Genomic DNA, 19,212 nt, shown 5'->3' on the forward strand with positions numbered 1-19,212 from the left:
TTGTGATTTAAAGTTTAAATATCATCTAACTGACCTATTCGTGAATTTTAATTGATAAATAATGATGATTTAAACAGATCGGATTTAAGGCATTTTTTAATAAATTTGTTGCGCTAAATTAAAAACATAAAAGTAATATTGGAATAATAAATGAAATTTCACATGATGATATTTTAATAAATTGAATACGTCGTTATCATCGTTCAATAGAATAATAATTTGCCCGATGAGCAGTTTTCTCTGTGAATTGTGATAAATTTGCCAAATAAAAAGCTAAATCTAAAAGATTTAGCTGGTATGAAAAAAGAATCAATACATTTAGGAACTGTAATCGATCAGATTTTATTTTAGCTCTGAATCCGTCAGATTCACTTTCGCAATACTGGCATTTAATTTATTCATTAAATGCGCAAGCGTCACCATGTCATCAAATAAAAAACCTTCGAAAGTTTGTTGATAAAAATCAGCAACTTTAAGTTGTAATTGTACCCATGCATGTTGACCATTTTCAGTGAGGGCTACATTTTTAACCCGACGATCCTGTGTATCGCTAACACGTTGAACTTCCCCATCGCGTTCAAGACGCTTTAATACGCCATCCAAACTTTGTCGGCTAACCCCTAAATAATTGGTTAAGTCAGAAAAAGACATGCCCGTCTTAACTGATGGCCGCGATAAAGCCCCCAAAACAGCCCAATGTATAGATGAAATACCTAATTCTTTCTGACATTGGCGATCTAAGGTATTGCTGGCCTGAAATAAACGAAAAAAAAGTCGATTATGAATTGGAGCTACTGAATTCTGATAGACATTTTGGTCTACTTGACTCATTTCTTAAAACCTATCGTCATTATTTAAATTAATATTGCTTAATTAGCATAGATAAATGAATACGCAAAGTGCTTAATTGATATTTAACAAATCAAGTATCTTAATTTTCACTGTGCTGAATGCTACTTAATTTAAGTTTGTTAATAAATATCACGTTGATAACGCTTATTTTTCTTTAACTGTTTTAGTTGTTCTGCACCTAAAATATTGATCAAAGTTTTCTCCACCTCTTGTGCCATTCCTTTTAAGCTACCACAGACATAAATTGCAGCACCCGCTTCTATCCAATTTACAAGCTGTTCCGATTTCTGTTGTAAAATATGCTGTACATACACTTTTTCAGTTTGATCACGGGAAAAAGCATAGTCCACATCGGGTAAGAAACCTTGTTCTTGCCACAGCCCAATCTGCTGTTTATAAAGATGATCAAATTGCTGTTGGCGCTCACCAAAAATAAGCCAGTTCTGCCGATTGCCGTATTGTTGTTGTTGCGCCAAATGAGCCACTAAGCCAGCAATACCAGTGCCATTACCAACCAAAATAAGCGGTTGTTTCGATGCTTTTAAATGAAATGATGGATTAGAACGAATTTTTGCAGTAATCATTTGCCCAAGTACAGCATGCTCGGTTAACCAGCCTGAACCTAAACCAAGACCAGTTACTGTTTTTTCCTGTCGTACCACCAATTCTAATATTTTTTGTTCAGGAATACTTGCAATCGAATATTCACGTATTGCTAAATCATCAAAAGCTAAAATCCAATCTTGAAAGGATTCATTAGGGCGTTGCTCTGGTAATTGTCTTAAATCTTTAAACTGCAATATCGCAACTGAATTTTCGCTGACTGTTTGTTGCTGTGCGGCTAAAAAATACTGTATATCTTTAAGCGAGTTCCCACACTGAATTTCAAGAATATCTCCAGATGACCAGCTTAGAGCATCATCATAGGAGAGCTGAATTTGGTAAATTGGATTGCCTTGACTGCCGCTATTGAGACAAGTTCGATTTTTTAAAATCAATGAAGTCCAATCATTCTGTTGTGCTATTCGAGATAATGTTTGCGCGCTTAACTGTTCTAATTGTTTGAGCCAGTAATCTAAATCGGCCTGTTTTAAATGATCGACACACACCATTTCAAATAAAGCTTGAGCATTGGACTGCTGTAAATGTTGATCTAAAACTTGTCCAAAACGACAAAAATGGCTATAGCGTTTATCCCCTAAAGCTAAAATTGCATAAGACTGATGTGACAAATCTAAATTTTCATGGTTAAAGATGTGCTTGATTGCGAACTGTGCAGTATCAGGCGCATCTCCTTCACCATAAGTACTGACACACCAGAGCACTTTCTGAGCTTGGCACAATTGTTCTACTGTCAAATATTGCATATCGACAAGGCTGACTTTTTGCCCCACAGCGTGTAACTGTTGTGCAGTCTGCTGAGCGATATTCTCTGCCTGACCAGACTGACTGGCGAAAACTATCAAATAATCATTTTGATTGAAAGTCGCTAGTCGTTTTTGCTTACGATTTTTTAAAATCAAGTAAGCAATGATCACGACATAAAGCACCAGTAAGCTCACTAATGCAATTAAAACAACAGCCACAGAATATGTCATTAAATGATATTACCTATACCGCAGACCAAATCAGCAAAATAATCAACGCTAAACTTGCAGCAGTAAGTACAAGATGAGTAACCAAGCGGGTTTTAATGCTTAAAAATAGAATATAGCCGACTAAGGACAATGCGATCACAACAATAGCACTGATATCAATGAGCCAACTCCAAGCCGAACCTGAATTTTTACCACGGTGTAAATCATTCAGCATAGAGACTGTTGAAGCTGGTTTTTGAGTAATTTCCGTTTCACCAGTATCTGCCATAACCCAAATATCTGTCGCGCCAGCAGGACTTTCTAAGCGAATCATCACTTCATTGTCCATCACTTCACTACTTTGATAACGTCCCACCACATTTTGCTGTTGGCGCACGTAATTTAAAATAGCATCGCTTGGGTTTTCTTGCTGCTTGATCGACTTTAAAACGGACTCAGGCAAAATTAATTTCGTTGTTTCTTCTGTTTTTGCGGGTTCAAACCACTCAGGATGATTTAACAATAATCCTGTCACAGAAAAAAACAGTAAAGTCAAAAATGCGAAAGCAGAAAGCCAGCCATGCACATAGCGTGAATGGCGGTAAAAATCACGACGTTGATACACGAATTAAGCCTTAGTTCACTTTCTGAAAATTAAGTTTGACTGCACCAATTTCTTTTTGCGCAGGTAAGGTTTGGTTTGAGCCTTTGGCTTTAACATCCAAAGCAAAAGTTTGATAAGAATGCTCGCCATGCTCACGTGATGTTTCAATATGAATCAGGTACTTTCCTGCCGCTACTGCTTTACCAGTTTCATCTTTACCATCCCAAGCTAACTTGTACTGACCAGGCTGACGTGATGGTTTAGCCGTTGCATCTAAGTTTGGCATTTGACGACCATAACGGCGCCACCAAACATAGTTGGAGTTAATCCATTTTTCATCTTTACCCCAAACTGCCAATGTACGGACAATTTGCTTATCGGCATCCGTGACCCAGACCGAAACATAAGGCGCACGGTATTTTTCCACATCCATTTTAGGAATCGTCAAGTCAATCACGGCTTGATAGCCTGCTGGCCATTTAGCTGCGGATTGACTCGCTGCGACAGTATGCATTTCTGCATTTTGTGGCATTTGAACCAAGCTGTTCCAGCCCGAACTTTGATGAACTTGCCCATCGATTAAAGTTAGTTTAGCTTCATAACCAATAAGTGCCTCAATCAACGCTAAGCCTTCTGCTGGGCTCATTGCAGCTAATGCTGTGGCTAAAGCATCGGCATCTGCGGCACACGTTCCGACCACGACACATTGTTCAACGTGTTGTAAAGGCATACCAGTTTTTGCGTCAAGTAAATGACTTTGTCCTGCCAATGTACGGTAGCCCTGTCCACTAAATGCAATCGCTTGATCATTTAAGTTCAAGACTTGTTGTGGCGCGCTATTGTCATTATGTACAAAGGCATCTTGCACCCCAATTTTCCAGCCCTCTTTTTGCGGTGCATTACCCCAGACACGGATATCACCCCCAATATCAACCAACAAACCTTCAATGCTTGGTACGGCTTGACGTGCTGCAACCAATGCACGGTCAATAATGTAACCTTTCGCATAAGCATCAGGTGCAAATTTCACAGCTGAATCAATTGCGATGCTACGCTGTTCTGCGTCTAAGTTGACACTGTCAGATTGTAACTGATTTAACACTTGTGTACGAGTTGCTTCATCCAGTTTAACCACACCTTGTGATTGTTCCCACAAGGTAATGAGTTGCCCCAATCGTGCATCAAAAGCACCACAAGTTTTATCACGCCAAGTTTCACAAGCTGCAATCACCTCAAAAAGTTCTGCTGAAACATTCGCCTGTTTATTATTATTTAAAGCTGTAATTTCACTGTCATCACGCCATGTCGACAACACCTGATCTAATTGGCTAATTTCTTTTTGAATAGCATCTAAAGCACGTTTGGCATCTTGCTTAGAAGCACCTTGAACTACTACATCTAAAGACGTACCCAATATATGGTCACGATGGAAACGATGCGTTTGTGTTGCAATCTGTTCTGATTGTTCTATTTTTTCACTTTGCTCAGCAGCATTTGTGTGAAAAGGAGAAATCAGTGCCAACGCCATGACCAATGGCGAAAGACGAAATACCTTACGAATAGGATAAAAATTTCTAACAGCAGATGACATGCTGATTCTCCGGAATATTTTTAATGAATTTTATTGATAATGATAGTAGTTATCAAGTAGATTACGTGCATTCTATTAAATAAAGTTGATCTGGAGTCTCAAACAATGAAACATTGGTTCAAAATTGCTTTACTTACGTCATTACCTGTACTTAGTCATGCACATACCATGAGTCCATTTCTACTTCCTGAAGTGTTTGACACCAAAGCAGCGCAAAGCATAACTTTCCAAAGTGGCATCACGATAGAAAAATTCTTTGTTGCAGGAAATAATTTTAAAACCACTTATGTCATTACTGAACCTGATGGTCAACAAAAACCGATCAATGCTGCTGCTGCGTTAAAACGCTTTAATATTGCAGAATTTGATTTACCGAAAGAAGGTACTTACCGTATCCGCACACAAGATGCAGTGGGTAATAATGGCAAATATGCATTGGTTGATGGTCGTTGGTTACGTGTCCGCCCAGCTCGCGCTCCAATGCAAGCATCTGCGGATAAACCTGCTGAAACAGCCGCAATACCAAAAGCACCTGTTAATACTCAACCACCACGCGTCATTGCAGCCGATCAAGTTCCTGCAAATGCACAAACGCTTGAAGTGACCAATCATTTTATTGCTGAAAGTTATGTCACTAAGGGCAAACCTACTGCTATTCCAGTACCAAGTAAAAAAGGCTTTGAATTCAAATTATTAACTCATCCAAATGAATTATATGCAGGTGAGTCACTCAAAGCTCAAGTATTAATGAATGGAAAAGCTGTTCCAAACCTTGAAGTAGATGTATTTAAAGGCGCAGGCAGTTATGAGCCAAATGCAAAACGCGAACAGCCACATGTAAAAACCAATGCTAAAGGCGAAGTTGAAATTAAATTTGAGCAATCAGGTATTTATTTAATTACCACGGCTTACCCAGAAGCAAATCCTGATGCGACAAAAAAACCTGCCACTGAAAACTTTACTTATGGTTTAACTGTAGAAGTTACAGAATAATAAGCTTCTTTCATAAGTTATTTTTTAATCAATACAAGTAGTTCGTAAAGCCAAAATTAAAAATAAATTTTGGCAGGTGTTAGATTGATGAGTGTGGCATGGATGCCACACGTTTCCCATCCTTGCGCTGCATTTTAAAGCAGTGCTTAAAACTGGCTCAGGATGTCGTGTATGGGAAACAAAAGGTTTTTCTTGCGTAGCAGTGCTCCTCATTTTGACCTTTCAAAAGTAGAAATACTGCCTACGCAAAGGCATAAAAATTGAAACACTCAAATGAGGCAGTGCTGATTTAAAAAAAAATAGAATGTTGAAAATTTTTTGATTTATGCAAGTTGTCTAATTTTCATGCATAGATAAAATCTAAAAAATGATTCATATAAAAAAGCCTCTATTTTCAAATAGAGGCTTTTTATCAGTTATAAAAGATTAAAAGTTATAGATGGCAACTGCATTTACACGATTATCTTCACCCGTCTTGCTACCATTTGGCGCAGCAGCAAAAGCTTCACGTTCACCATAGACATATTCAAGACCAAAACTTAAAGGTTTGGTTGGACTATAAAAAACATTTGCCCAAGCTTGCCATAAGTCTTTATTGGCTTTCGTTTTATCCGCTAATGCATTGATATAGTTTGGGTCTTCATCAAAAGTCATATAACCATAACCGACAGTACCACGTAGTTTCTCATTAAACTGCTGAGTAAGACCGACAGTAATCGAATCAAATTCACTTTGTACAAGGCTACCATCCACCTGTGTCACTACGCCACTGTTGGCAAAGGAAACAAAACTGCTATCGCCTTTGACATGGTAGTAGTCTGCTTTTAACGTTGTTCTTGGAACCACTTCGTACTTAGCCCCTAAACCCACACCCCATGCCATTTCTTCATCTGTATTGGTTCTTTTTTCATGCCCCATGGCACGTGCACTGACATTAAAGTTGTTGGCAAACTGATGATTTAAACGTGCAGTTAAAGCAGGTAGACGTTGCGTAATTGAAGCATCTTTCGGGTCTTCAAGCGCCATAACCAGATTGGTTTGTGGGGTAAATTTAGTGGTATGACGTACCTGTGCAGTACGTTTCACAGCCCCACCGACATAGGCTAATGCATCTATGGTTTCAGGCATATAATCAGGCACTGCAAAATTTGACCAAGTTTGACCAATCAGCCAATCGGCATACGTTAAGTAAGCATGACGGATACGTAAATTATCAAGGCTGGCTCCTCCCAGAAAATCCACCTCAATTTTACCCTTTACCTCTTGATCAGCCACTTGGCTTTTAAAATCAACACCTAAACGGGTAGCAGCCAATGTCGATTTTAAGCGATCACTGTTTTCAGCATTTCCTTTCAGTGGCACCGAATTAATTTGATTGTACGGCATATTGACATTACCGCCACCTTCAGATTGATAAGATGCATCTAAACGAACATTTCCGTAAAAATTAAGCTCGGCACCTTTGGCAGTTTTTGCTACAGGTGCTGCTATAGCCACAGGCGCTGGGCGTTGAACCGCTGCAATAGCAGTTGCAGTCTGCGCTGTCTGTACTTTCTGTTGTTCAATAAGCTCACGTAAAGCTTGGACTTCTTGTCTTAGCTGTTCAACTTCTTGACTCTGCTTGCTTGGTAGTTGGGTTTGCGCTTGAGTTGATAAACTCATACCGCCCATACTTAAAGCAATCATGCTCATCATAAGGTTACGTTTTACTGTTGGTTGGGTTAATTGCGTGGTGTTCATCCTAAACTCACTTATGATTATTCGACAATACTTATGATTGTTCAACAAGAGTCTAGCAATAGATCACCAGTGCTACGATGGCGATCTATATCACCTAGACTATTGTCTATATTGAAAATTACTGCGTCACTTTACGTTCTAGTGATGGCGTTTGAATGCTGTGCTGCACGTGGGTTTGACCATCTACAGAAGCTTTTAAATTCACAAGGAATATAGCGATTGCTGCCAATACACCGGGAATGGCGATGACCAAAAAGTTCATTTGATGCGGAAGTTCAAAGGTTAATAATGCACCTGTCAGAACGGGTCCAACAATTGCGCCGATACGACCAATACCTGAAGCCCAACCCATACCTGTAGAGCGAACAGCTGTTGGGTAAAACTGTGCAACAAAAGTATAAAGTAAGATTTGCGAGCCAATTGTTGCGGCACCAGCAACGGCAATAAGGGTATAAAGCACAGCTTGTGGACTATTAAAACCCAGTAAAATAAGCGCAATCGCACCGACAGTAAACATAGTCGTGAGCACTGGTTTTAAATGGAATTTATCTGCTAGAACTCCGCCACCAATCGCGCCAATCATACCGCCAATATTCAGTGCGAATAGGAACATTAAGCTTGCACCTAACGAATATCCGGCTTGAATCATCAGTTTTGGTAACCAGCTTCCCAATGCATATACCATAAGCAAGCACATAAAGAATGCAGCCCAAAACATTAAGGTACTAAACATACGACCTTGCTGAAACAAAGCACGTAACGGTGCATCATCACCCACAGTTGCTTCGTTTAAAACAAAAGTTGTTTCCGCAGTCATCTCTTGTTCTGGTGCAATTTTTTGCACAATCGCACGCGTCTGTTCTGTTTCACCCTTTTTGGTTAAGAACATCAATGATTCTGGTAAAAATTTCCAAATCAACGGTAAAGTAAACAAAGGAATGCTGGCAAGGTAAAACATGATTTTCCAGCCATAAGTGGGTACTAACCAAGCACCCAATAATGCTGAAGCCATGCCCCCAATGGCATAGCCACTAAACATAATGGCAACCAAAGTACTGCGAATACGCTTAGGTGCATATTCAGTCATGAGCGCCACAACATTTGGCATGACCCCACCTATTCCTAAACCCGCTAGAAATCTTAAAGTTCCAAATTCCGTTGGTGTGGTTGCAAATGCACCTAGGAAAGTAAAACCACTGAAAATGGTAATACAAATCATGATGGTCTTTTTACGACCCAGTTTGTCTGAAAGCGTACCAAAACTCATGGCACCAAACATCATTCCAAATAACGCGGTACTGGCAAGCAATCCAGCTTGTACTGTCGTTAACGCCCACTCTTGCATGAGAATCGGTAAAACCACGCCATAAATGACTAAATCATAACCGTCGAAAATAATAATCATTAAACACCAGATAAGTACCCCCCAATGAAAAGGGGTAAATTTGGCTTCATCCACTAAAGTATTGATGTTCAGTTTATTTGTATTCACTTTGCGCTCCTGCATATGAATCTTTAGATTGAGCAAAGAATGGGGCAAAGCATTTTTTTTGTCCAAAACCGATTACATATATATTCATACCTTAAAAGTTCGTGTTTAATTTTCTCATTAGAAAAACAATACTTTAAAAATATCAAAAAAATAAAAACGCGCTTTATTTACTCTAAAAAAAGACCTGCTTATCAAATCATGTGACTTGATGAGCAGGTCTTTTTAAAAATGATGGTTTTAATTTGCTAAGTACTGGACTAAAACTGGGGGGAGCATTTCCTTCTGTTTTTAAATAACAGCACGATCATATTTAATCGCTTCTAGATCATAAACCTGATAGATGCAGTCAAATAATGAACGAATATCTTCACTTTCATCCATACTGCGTATTGCCAAAAATATTGGACTGACAGCAGCATCATCAAGTAAGGGAATATAGTGCAAATGTGATAGCTGAATGGTTTTAGCACTTTCAGGAACAATACAAATCCCCTCACCAGCGGCAACCAAACCGAGTGCGAGCTGGATTTCACGGACTTCTTTTAAATTTTTGGGATCTAAACTATATTCAGAAAAAAGTGATCTGACTTGCGTAGAAAAATTAGGTTTTGGGTGGCTTGGGTATAAAAATAATTTTTCATCAACGATATCTGTCAGATATACCCCTGCCTTTTGCAAAGCCAGTGGATGACTCGCATGTACCGCCACCATTAAAGGCTCTTCTCGCAAAAGTATACGTCTGATGGCGGGATCCGAAATTCGCAATCGACCAAAACCAACATCTATACGACCTTCTTTAAGCGATTGTATTTGTTCTTTAGTGCTCATTTCAATCAGCTCAATTTTTAAATGTTGCTGCTGTTGACGAAATAAATAGACGATTTTGGGCAATAGTCCATAAAGCAAAGAACCAACAAAACCCATCGTCACGGTTTTTTCGACCATGCCTACACGCTTAGTCATCGCCTTAATTTCTTCTGCATTAGACAAAAGTTTAACAGCGTGCTGATAAAAAAATTGACCTGCTTCCGTCGTTAATAATGGACGACTTCCACGTTCAAAAAGCTGTATTCCCAGCTCTGCTTCAAGGTTTTGTATCTGGCGGCTTAAAGGAGGTTGAGCAATAAATAGTTTTTCGGCTGCTTTAGTGAAACTCTGCTCTTCTACAACCGCTACAAAATAACGTAAATGTCTCAGTTCCATAATATTCCATACCTTATAAGCATAATAAAATGCAAATTTGATCTTCGACAGTAAATGTTTATTCTTTTAAGGTATACCACAAGAGATACACAAAGCAAGATTGAGAAGGCTAAAGATGTATAAATCTATAGAAACATTGCTTGTCGAAATTCCAACCATCCGCCCGCATAAAATGGCGGTTGCGACCATGCAAACCCAAACATTAGTACTGGTAAAAATAACGACATCAGATGGTTTTACAGGTTGGGGCGAAGCGACCACGATTGGTGGATTGGGATACGGTGATGAAAGCCCAGAAAGTGTAAAAACGAATATTGAGACATATTTTGCGCCTTTATTGAAATCACTTTCAGGCTTAAATTTCGCTCAGACCATTCAAACCATTAAACGTAACATTAATGGCAATCGCTTTGCTAAATGTGCGATTCAAACGGCCCTACTTGATATTCAAGCACAGCGTTTAAATCTGCCTTTAAGTGAAATTTTGGGTGGGCGTTTGCGTGACAGTGTTCCTGTTTTATGGGTACTCGCTTCAGGTAATACTGAAAAAGACATTGCTGAAGCAAAGAAAATGATTGAGTTGAAACGTCATAACGTATTCAAACTTAAAATTGGATCACGCCCAGTTGAAGAAGATGTCGCTCATGTTTTAGCCATCAAACAAGCACTGGGTGCAGATATTTCTATTCGTGTCGATGTCAATCGTGCATGGTCAGAACTTGAAGCAGTTAAAGGTATTCAAGCATTACAAGACGGTGGAGTTGATCTGATTGAACAACCCTGCGCAATTGAAAACCTAGATGCAATGCAACGTTTAACGCGCCGTTTTGATATCGCCATTATGGCAGATGAATCATTAAATGGCCCACACAGTGCTTACCAAATCGCACGAAATAATGGTGCATCTGTATTTGCTGTTAAGGTCGCTCAATCTGGTGGTCTGATTGAAGGCTGCGAAGTTGGAAAAATTGCCAAGCTTGCAGGCATTGATCTATATGGCGGCACCATGCTTGAAGGTCCTGTAGGAACCATTGCTTCAGCGCATGTTTTTTCAACCTTTGATCACTTAGCTTATGGCACAGAATTATTTGGTCCATTACTACTGACTGAAGAAATTTTAAAAACACCACTTCAATATCAAAACTATGAGTTGGTACTGCCAACGGTATCTGGTTTGGGTATCGAACTTGATTTAAACAAAATTGACAATTTACGTCGTCAGTAATTGAAGGAAATCAACATGCTTTTCCAAGTACGTATGAATGTAAACATTCCACTGGATATGCCAAGCGATCAAGCCAATGAAATCAAGGCGATTGAAAAAGCCTATTCACAGGATTTGCAACGCCAAGGTAAATGGCGTCATATCTGGCGTATTACAGGTCAATATTCAAACACCAGTATTTTTGATGTTGAAAGCAATGAAGAACTGCATAGCATTTTACAGGGACTTCCATTGTATCCGTACATGGAAATTGAAGTCATGGCATTGAACCGCCACCCTTCTTCAATCCGTGAAGATGACACCTGATTTTTTACAATGAAAGTGTGCTGTATCAAACAGAGTCACTTTTAAATAAAAGCAATACCAATCGGTAACTCAACAAGGATGTGGCAGCTAATGTTTTCTCGCAGTCCAAAGGATGAGAAAGCTAGCCACCTCAAATAGATTACATACTTAAGGAGAATTAGTATGAACCGTCAACAAATTGATGCGCTTGTGAAAGAAATGAACGTCGATACAGCGACAGGTCCTGTCGATGCACGTGTACAACAAATTATTGTCCGTTTATTGGGTGATTTTTTCCAAGCGATCGAAGATCTGGATATTTCACAAACAGAATTGTGGAAAGGTCTAGAGTACTTTACCGATGCGGGTCAAGCCAATGAGCTTGGTCTTTTGGCTGCTGGCTTGGGTCTTGAGCACTACCTTGACCTTCGCGCAGACGAAGCGGATGCAAAAGCAGGGATTACAGGTGGCACACCACGTACCATTGAAGGTCCATTATACGTTGCAGGAGCACCAGAGTCTGTAGGCTTCACCCGTATGGATGATGGTTCTGAAACTGATAAAATTCCGACTTTATTCATCGAAGGTACAGTAACGGATACTGAAGGCAACATTATTGAAGGAGCTAAAGTTGAAATCTGGCATGCAAATAGTTTAGGCAACTATTCGTTCTTTGATAAGTCACAATCTGACTTCAACTTACGTCGTACTGTTTTAAGTGATACAGCGGGGCAATATGTTGCACAAACCACAATGCCAGTTGGCTATGGTTGCCCGCCACAAGGTACGACTCAATTTGTTCTAGACAAACTTGGTCGTCATGGTAACCGTCCTTCTCACGTGCATTACTTTGTATCTGCACCGGGCTATCGCAAGTTAACCACGCAATTCAATATTGAAGGCGATAAATATCTTTGGGATGACTTTGCATTTGCTACACGCGACGGTTTAGTTGCGACCGCGGAAGATGTAACGGATGAAGCTGAAATTGCACGTCGCGGTTTAGATAAAGCATTCAAACACATTCAGTTCAATATTGAACTTGTAAAAGATGCTGCAACTGCACCTTCTACTGAAGTTGAACGTCGCCGCGCAAGCGCTTAATGACCTGATGATAAGGAACCGAGATGTCAATTTCATGACATTTCGGGGACTTGCCTAAATTTGGAAAGTTGGAGAACGGACATGCCTCGTATCCCTGTAATTAACACCAGCCATCTCGATCGCATTGATGAATTACTCGTTGAAAACTATGAAACAGGTGAATTTAAGCTTCATCGTTCAGTTTTTACAGATCAGGCCCTATTCGATTTAGAGATGAAATACATCTTTGAAGGCAACTGGGTGTACTTGGCACATGAAAGCCAAATTCCGAATAATAATGATTATTATACGACCTATATGGGTCGCCAACCGATCATCATCGCACGTAACCGTGCAGGTGAACTTAATGCAATGATCAATGCATGTTCACACCGTGGGGCGCAACTTTGTCGTCATAAAAAAGGCAATAAAGCAACCTACACCTGCCCATTCCACGGTTGGACATTTAACAACTCAGGTAAATTATTAAAAGTAAAAGATCCTTCTGATGCAGGCTATTCAGACTGCTTTAATCAAGACGGTTCACATGACTTGAAAAAAGTTGCTCGTTTTGAAAACTATAAAGGGTTTTTATTTGGCAGCTTAAACCCTGATGTTCCTCCGCTACAAGAATACCTTGGCGAAGCGACCAAAATTATCGATATGATTGTTGATCAGTCTGATCAAGGTCTTGAAGTTTTACGCGGTGCGTCTACCTATACCTATGAAGGTAACTGGAAGTTAACTGCTGAAAATGGTGCCGATGGTTACCATGTTTCTGCCGTACACTGGAACTATGCAGCCACCACTCAACACCGTAAAGAAGCTCAAGCAACCGATAATATTCGTGCGATGAGTGCCGGTTCTTGGGGTAAACAAGGCGGTGGTTCATACGGTTTTGACAATGGTCACATGCTACTTTGGACTCAATGGGCAAATCCAGAAGACCGCCCAAACTTCCCTAAAGCAGAGGAATATACCGAGAAATTTGGCGCTGCGATGTCAAAATGGATGATCGAGCGTTCTCGTAACCTGTGTATCTACCCGAATGTATATTTCATGGATCAGTTTGGTTCACAAATTCGTGTCCTTCGTCCACTGTCTCCGAGCAAAACTGAAGTCACCATTTACTGTATTGCACCTATTGGTGAAGACAAAGAAGCACGTACACGTCGTATTCGCCAGTATGAAGACTTTTTCAATGCTTCCGGTATGGCTACCCCAGATGACTTAGAAGAATTCCGTGCTTGCCAAGCGGGTTATGCCGGTATTGCACTTGAATGGAACGATATGAGCCGTGGTGCAAAACATTGGATTCAAGGTCCAGATGATGCAGCCAATGAAATTGGTTTAAAACCAAAACTTTCAGGTATTAAAACTGAAGATGAAGGTTTATACCTTGCTCAACATGAACATTGGTTACATCTAATGAAAGAAGCTATTGCCTCTGAAAAAGAACTTGCTGCAACTGAAGGAGAAAACGCATGAGCGCGATGACTTTAGAAAATATTGCTCAATTCCTCTATAAAGAAGCACGCTTTCTTGACGATGAGCAATGGGACGACTGGTTACAGTGTTATGCCCCTAGTGCAGAATTTTGGATGCCAGCATGGGATGATGATGACAAACTGACTACAGATCCTCAGTCTGAAATCTCTTTGATTTATTACCCAGACCGTCAAGGTTTGGAAGATCGCGTATTCCGTATTAAGACTGAACGTTCTTCTGCAACGATGCCGGATACACGCACTAGCCACAACATTTGCAATATTGAAGTTGTGGAACAAAACGGTGACTTAGTTACGGTACGTTTTAACTGGAACACCCTAAGTTTCCGTTATAAAACCAATTACAGCTATTTCGGCATGTCACGTTATGTCATCGATTTTTCTGGTGCAGAACCAAAAATCGTCAATAAATATGTGGTACTTAAAAATGACTATATTAATCAAGTGATTGATATCTACCACTTGTAAAGAACAAACAAAAATTCTTCAGTCAAATGGAAGATTGGCTGAAGAAGAACATCAGTTTTAAATATTTATAGGATTCTAGCCATGTCAAACCTTAATGTTGCACTTCAATTTGAAGATGGCGTTACACGTTTTATCAGCGTCGTTCAAGGCGAAACTTTATCTGATGCTGCTTACCGTCAAAAAATCAATATTCCTTTGGACTGTCGAGATGGGGCTTGTGGAACGTGTCGTGCTTTTTGTGAATCAGGTTCGTTTGACATGCCTGAAGAAACTTATATTGAAGATGCATTAACACCTGAAGAAGCCGCTCAAGGCTATATTCTAGCATGTCAGTGTCGTCCGACTTCTGATGCTGTATTTCAAATTCAAGCCTCTTCTGAACTGTGTAAAACAGAAATTCACCAATTCCAAGGCACACTTGAGCGTGTTGAAAAATTATCAGATTCAACCATCACTTTTGATATTCAGCTCGATGAAGGTCAACCTGACATTCACTTCCTTGCAGGTCAATATGTGAATGTCGGATTGCCGAATACTAACGAAACGCGTTCTTATTCTTTCAGTTCTAAACCGGGTAATCGTTTAACCAGTTTTGTGGTACGTAACGTACCGAATGGAAAAATGAGTGAGTTTTTAAGTGCCACGGCCCAAGCGGGTGACAAAATGACGTTCGCGGGTCCATTTGGCAGTTTCTATTTACGCCCAGTAACGCGTCCTGTACTTATGTTGGCGGGTGGTACTGGTATTGCACCGTTCATGTCGATGCTACAAGTTTTAGAAGAAAAAGGTTCAGAACATCCAGTCCGTTTAGTCTTTGGTGTTACCAATGACTTTGACTTGGTGGCGATTGAAAAATTAAACCAACTGCAAGACCAATTCTCTTGGTTTGAATACCGTACTGTGGTTGCAAATCCAGAATCTGCTCATGAACGTAAAGGTTATGTAACAGGTCATATTGAAAATGATTGGTTAAATAACGGTGATGTTGATATCTATTTATGTGGCCCAGTGCCTATGGTGGAAGCTGTTCGTGGCTGGCTCGATGCTGAAGGTGTAAAACCAGCGAGTTTCTTATTTGAAAAATTCTCTGCAAACTAATTCGGGAATCCATCAAATGTCTAATCGTCAAAGATTTACAAACAAAGTCGTGATTGTGACGGGTGCTGCTCAAGGGATTGGTCGTGGTGTTGCACTGCAAGTGGCATCGGAAGGTGCACAAGTGGTCATGGCAGACCTTTCTCCTTATGTGCAAGAAGTCTTAGCTGAAATTCAAGCATCAGGTGGTGATGCTGTCACCATCCATGCCGATTTGGAAACATTTGCAGGCGCACAATCGGTGGTTGAAAAAGCCATTGCAACTTATGGTCGTGTCGATGCGCTGATCAACAATGTCGGTGGTGCCATCTGGATGAAACCTTTCCAAGAGTTTTCTGAACAAGAAATTATTAAGGAAGTAAATCGTTCATTGTTCCCAACCATGTGGTGTTGTCGCGCAGTATTACCTGAAATGATTAAAAATCAGAAAGGTACGATTGTAAATGTCTCTTCAATTGCAACTCGTGGCATTAACCGTGTGCCGTACTCAGCATCCAAAGGTGGGGTAAATGGTTTAACAGCATCCCTTGCCTTTGAACACGCCAAAGATGGCATTCGTGTCAATGCTGTTGCAACGGGTGGAACTGAAGCACCGCCCCGCAAAGTACCGCGTAATGCCAACCCACTTTCTAAAAATGAACAACAATGGATGCAAGAAGTGGTTGATCAGACTATTGATCGTAGTTTTATGGGTCGTTACGGCAGCATTCAGGAGCAGGTCAATGCCATTGTATTCCTTGCTTCAGATGAATCTTCATATATAACAGGAACAGTGGTTCCTGTAGGTGGTGGTGATCAGGGTTAAATCTGATTTCATCAAAGATCAGCAGGTGCATTGAATTCTACGCATGGAGGCAATAGCCCAATGGCAACCCTGTTTAAAACGTTAAAAGAGGATTGGTCAATTTCAGCCACTGTCGCAGGATTTTTGGCAGTACTGATTTCCTACGCTGGTCCTTTAATTATCTTTTTCCAAGCGGCCCAAAAAGCAGAAGTCTCAAATGCCATGATGATTTCATGGATTTGGGGCATTTCAATAGGCGCTGCGGCGGCAGGTATTTTTCTGTCGATTAAATACAAAGTGCCTGTGATTACCGCTTGGTCTGCTCCCGGAACAGCTTTACTGGTCACGCTATTTCCGCATATTTCTTTAAATGAAGCCGTAGCAGCTTATATCACTTCTGCTGTGGTCATTTTTCTGATCGGAATTACTGGCTGTTTTGACAAACTATTGAAATGGATTCCCCAAGATGTCGCAGCTGGCATGATGGCAGGCATTCTTCTTCAGTTTGGTTTAGGGCTGTTTACGGCTACAGATACTATGCCAATGATTGTCTTTGGCATGTTAATGGTATTTTTGATTGCCAAACGCTTTGTGCCGCGCTATGCCATGGTTTGGGTACTTGTTTCAGGAATAGTATTGAGTCTATTTTTAGGCAAGATGAATCCTGTCGATGTCAATTTCACCCTTGCTATTCCACAATTTATTGCACCCGAATGGACTTGGAATTCAACCCTGAATCTTACCATTCCACTTATTTTAGTCAGCCTTTCCGGACAGTTCTTACCGGGTATGGCAATCATGAAATTGAGTGGTTACGACACCCCTGCTAAACCGATTATCACGGCAACCAGTATTGCATCGCTTGCCGTCGCTTGTGTCGGCGGCATCACCATTGTTCTTGCATCCATTACTGCTGCGTTATGTATGGGTAAAGATGCACACGAACTCAAAGAAAAGCGTTATATCGCCGGTATTGCCAACGGTATTTTTTATATTTTAGGCGGTTTATTTGCAGGCAGCATTGTCATGTTGTTTAGCTTACTGCCTAAAGAACTCGTTGCAGCATTAGCAGGGCTTGCTCTGCTCGGTGCAATTGCAACCAATATTTCAGTTGCGATGAAAAATGAATCTCATCGTGATGCAGCCCTAATTACATTCCTTGCTACTGCATCGGGTATGCATTTTTTAGGGCTGAGTTCAGTCTTTTGGGGCATTTGTATCGGTGTTATTGCACATTTATTTTTGACTAAACGCGAACCGAATACCACTGCTCTGCCCTCAACTCAAAGTTCAAAAAGTTAATGGGCAAACACTTGTCTAGGAAACATTATGATTGATAAAAGCGCTGCTTCGTTAACCGAAGCCTTATCCCAAATTAAAGATGGCTCAACCATCATGATTGGTGGTTTTGGTACAGCAGGTCAGCCTGCTGAACTGATTGATGGTTTAATTGAGCTGGGTACTCAAGACTTAGTCATCGTCAATAACAACGCAGGCAATGGCGATTATGGCTTGGCCAAACTGTTAAAAACTGGTGCTGTGCGTAAAATCATTTGTTCTTTCCCACGCCAATCCGACTCTTGGGTTTTCGATGAGCTGTACCGTGCTGGCAAAATTGAATTAGAACTGGTGCCACAAGGTAACTTGGCGTGTCGTATTCAAGCAGCAGGCATGGGACTCGGTCCAATTTACACCCCAACTGGTTTTGGCACCTTGCTGGCTGAAGGCAAACAAACACTCAATTACGAAGGCAAAGACTTCGTGCTGGAAAATCCAATTAAAGCCGACTTTGCCCTGATTAAAGCGCAACAAGGCGATCGTTGGGGTAACTTGGTGTATAACAAATCGGCACGTAACTTTGGTCCCATCATGGCTATGGCGGCAGATGTCACCATCGCACAAGTTGCTGAAGTGGTTGAACTCGGTGCTTTAGATCCAGAACATATCATCACCCCAGGGATTTTTGTTCAACACGTGGTTGCTGTGGGCACTAAACAACTTGAACAATCTGCTTAAGGCGTGAGGATTAAAAAATGAGTTATACCAAATTAAGCCGTGACCAAATTGCTGAACGTGTTGCACAAGACATTCCAGATGGTGCCTATGTCAATCTCGGCATTGGCTTACCAACCAAGATTTCCAACTATTTGCCTGCAGACAAAGACGTCTTTTTACATTCTGAAAATGGTTTGTTGGCCTTTGGCCCACCGCCTGCCAAAGGTGAAGAAGATCCTGAACTAATCAATGCGGGTAAAGAATTTGTCACCTTRCTRCAAGGCGGCTCATTCTTTCATCATGGTGATTCCTTCGCGATGATGCGTGGCGGTCACTTAGATATTGCTGTGCTTGGTGCTTTCCAAGTGGCTGAAAATGGTGACTTAGCCAATTGGCATACGGGTGCACCAGATGCCATTCCTGCGGTGGGTGGTGCCATGGACTTAGCAGTAGGTGCGAAAAAAGTCTTTATCACCACAGATCATGTCACTAAAAAAGGTGAACCGAAGATTGTCGCTGAACTGGCTTATCCCGCCACTGGTTTAAAATGTGTTGATCGTATTTATACCGACCTGTGTGTGATTGATGTCACGGCTGAGGGTATGCAAGTGATTGAAAAAGTGGACGGTTTGTCTTTTGAAGAGTTGCAGGCGATGACGGGTGCAAAACTGATTGATGCAACTTCATTGGATAAATAAGCAAACCTCCCTTTAAAAA

General features: G+C 40.7%; 18 protein-coding genes. 11 read left to right on the forward strand and 7 right to left on the reverse strand.

Annotated features, from left to right (window positions below; genetic code table 11):
• Window positions 1-342: 342 nt before the first annotated feature.
• From B9T30_RS12610 to B9T30_RS12625, 4 genes are all read right to left on the reverse strand, one after another.
• Window positions 343-831, reverse strand: coding sequence for a MarR family winged helix-turn-helix transcriptional regulator (locus tag B9T30_RS12610; protein ID WP_086185305.1), 489 nt, complete (start codon window positions 829-831; stop codon window positions 343-345).
• 140 nt (window positions 832-971) lie between these two features.
• Window positions 972-2,450 carry a sulfite reductase subunit alpha gene (locus B9T30_RS12615; protein ID WP_086185306.1) on the reverse strand — a complete coding sequence of 493 codons (1,479 nt, stop codon included), beginning with the start codon at window positions 2,448-2,450 and terminating at the stop codon, window positions 972-974.
• A gap of 13 nt (window positions 2,451-2,463) precedes the next feature.
• Window positions 2,464-3,054 (reverse strand): PepSY-associated TM helix domain-containing protein, encoded by a 591-nt coding sequence (locus tag B9T30_RS12620; protein WP_086185307.1) that lies wholly within the window; start codon window positions 3,052-3,054, stop codon window positions 2,464-2,466.
• 10 nt (window positions 3,055-3,064) lie between these two features.
• Window positions 3,065-4,624 carry a DUF2271 domain-containing protein gene (locus B9T30_RS12625; RefSeq protein WP_086185308.1) on the reverse strand — a complete coding sequence of 520 codons (1,560 nt, stop codon included), beginning with the start codon at window positions 4,622-4,624 and terminating at the stop codon, window positions 3,065-3,067.
• Between the two features lie 105 nt (window positions 4,625-4,729).
• On the opposite strand from B9T30_RS12625, the gene B9T30_RS12630 reads away from it, so the two are divergent.
• Window positions 4,730-5,617, forward strand: coding sequence for a DUF4198 domain-containing protein (locus B9T30_RS12630; RefSeq protein WP_086185309.1), 888 nt, complete (start codon window positions 4,730-4,732; stop codon window positions 5,615-5,617).
• A 426-nt stretch (window positions 5,618-6,043) separates the two neighbouring features.
• Here B9T30_RS12630 and B9T30_RS12635 read toward each other — a convergent pair whose 3' ends face one another.
• The 3 genes from B9T30_RS12635 to B9T30_RS12645 all read right to left on the reverse strand — a co-directional run bounded on the left by B9T30_RS12635 (window position 6,044) and on the right by B9T30_RS12645 (window position 10,052).
• Entirely contained in the window at window positions 6,044-7,357 is a 1,314-nt protein-coding gene (locus B9T30_RS12635) for a DcaP family trimeric outer membrane transporter (protein WP_086185310.1), read from the reverse strand.
• Window positions 7,358-7,475: 118 nt separating this feature from the next.
• Window positions 7,476-8,849 carry an MFS transporter gene (locus tag B9T30_RS12640; protein WP_086185335.1) on the reverse strand — a complete coding sequence of 458 codons (1,374 nt, stop codon included), beginning with the start codon at window positions 8,847-8,849 and terminating at the stop codon, window positions 7,476-7,478.
• Between the two features lie 288 nt (window positions 8,850-9,137).
• Complete coding sequence (locus B9T30_RS12645) at window positions 9,138-10,052, reverse strand: LysR family transcriptional regulator (RefSeq protein WP_086166768.1); 915 nt, start codon at window positions 10,050-10,052, stop codon at window positions 9,138-9,140.
• A gap of 115 nt (window positions 10,053-10,167) precedes the next feature.
• Here B9T30_RS12645 and B9T30_RS12650 point away from each other — a divergent pair, with 115 nt between their 5' ends.
• The 10 genes from B9T30_RS12650 to B9T30_RS12695 all read left to right on the forward strand — a co-directional run bounded on the left by B9T30_RS12650 (window position 10,168) and on the right by B9T30_RS12695 (window position 19,193).
• Window positions 10,168-11,277 carry a muconate/chloromuconate family cycloisomerase gene (locus B9T30_RS12650; protein WP_086185311.1) on the forward strand — a complete coding sequence of 370 codons (1,110 nt, stop codon included), beginning with the start codon at window positions 10,168-10,170 and terminating at the stop codon, window positions 11,275-11,277.
• A gap of 15 nt (window positions 11,278-11,292) precedes the next feature.
• Entirely contained in the window at window positions 11,293-11,583 is a 291-nt protein-coding gene (catC, locus tag B9T30_RS12655; RefSeq protein ID WP_086185312.1) for a muconolactone Delta-isomerase, read from the forward strand.
• A 162-nt stretch (window positions 11,584-11,745) separates the two neighbouring features.
• Window positions 11,746-12,666 carry a catechol 1,2-dioxygenase gene (gene catA / locus B9T30_RS12660; protein ID WP_086185313.1) on the forward strand — a complete coding sequence of 307 codons (921 nt, stop codon included), beginning with the start codon at window positions 11,746-11,748 and terminating at the stop codon, window positions 12,664-12,666.
• Window positions 12,667-12,747: 81 nt separating this feature from the next.
• Window positions 12,748-14,133 carry a benzoate 1,2-dioxygenase large subunit gene (benA, locus tag B9T30_RS12665; protein ID WP_086185314.1) on the forward strand — a complete coding sequence of 462 codons (1,386 nt, stop codon included), beginning with the start codon at window positions 12,748-12,750 and terminating at the stop codon, window positions 14,131-14,133.
• Window positions 14,130-14,621 (forward strand): benzoate 1,2-dioxygenase small subunit, encoded by a 492-nt coding sequence (benB, locus tag B9T30_RS12670; RefSeq protein ID WP_004649109.1) that lies wholly within the window; start codon window positions 14,130-14,132, stop codon window positions 14,619-14,621. Before benA ends, benB begins: the two co-directional genes overlap by 4 nt.
• 81 nt (window positions 14,622-14,702) lie before the next feature.
• Complete coding sequence (benC, locus tag B9T30_RS12675; protein ID WP_086185315.1) at window positions 14,703-15,719, forward strand: benzoate 1,2-dioxygenase electron transfer component BenC; 1,017 nt, start codon at window positions 14,703-14,705, stop codon at window positions 15,717-15,719.
• Window positions 15,720-15,735: 16 nt separating this feature from the next.
• Entirely contained in the window at window positions 15,736-16,521 is a 786-nt protein-coding gene (benD, locus tag B9T30_RS12680) for a benzoate diol dehydrogenase BenD (protein WP_086185316.1), read from the forward strand.
• A 60-nt stretch (window positions 16,522-16,581) separates the two neighbouring features.
• Window positions 16,582-17,802, forward strand: coding sequence for a benzoate/H(+) symporter BenE (gene benE, locus B9T30_RS12685; RefSeq protein ID WP_086185317.1), 1,221 nt, complete (start codon window positions 16,582-16,584; stop codon window positions 17,800-17,802).
• Window positions 17,803-17,829: 27 nt separating this feature from the next.
• The gene (locus B9T30_RS12690) at window positions 17,830-18,516 is read left to right on the forward strand and encodes a 3-oxoacid CoA-transferase subunit A (RefSeq protein WP_086185318.1); all 687 of its coding nucleotides are present in this window, start codon (window positions 17,830-17,832) and stop codon (window positions 18,514-18,516) included.
• Window positions 18,517-18,533: 17 nt separating this feature from the next.
• Window positions 18,534-19,193 carry a 3-oxoacid CoA-transferase subunit B gene (locus B9T30_RS12695; RefSeq protein WP_086185319.1) on the forward strand — a complete coding sequence of 220 codons (660 nt, stop codon included), beginning with the start codon at window positions 18,534-18,536 and terminating at the stop codon, window positions 19,191-19,193.
• The last annotated feature ends 19 nt before the right edge of the window (window positions 19,194-19,212 follow it).

It is taken from the genome of Acinetobacter sp. ANC 4973 (genome assembly GCF_002135275.1).
GTDB classification, from domain to species: domain Bacteria; phylum Pseudomonadota; class Gammaproteobacteria; order Pseudomonadales; family Moraxellaceae; genus Acinetobacter; species Acinetobacter kyonggiensis.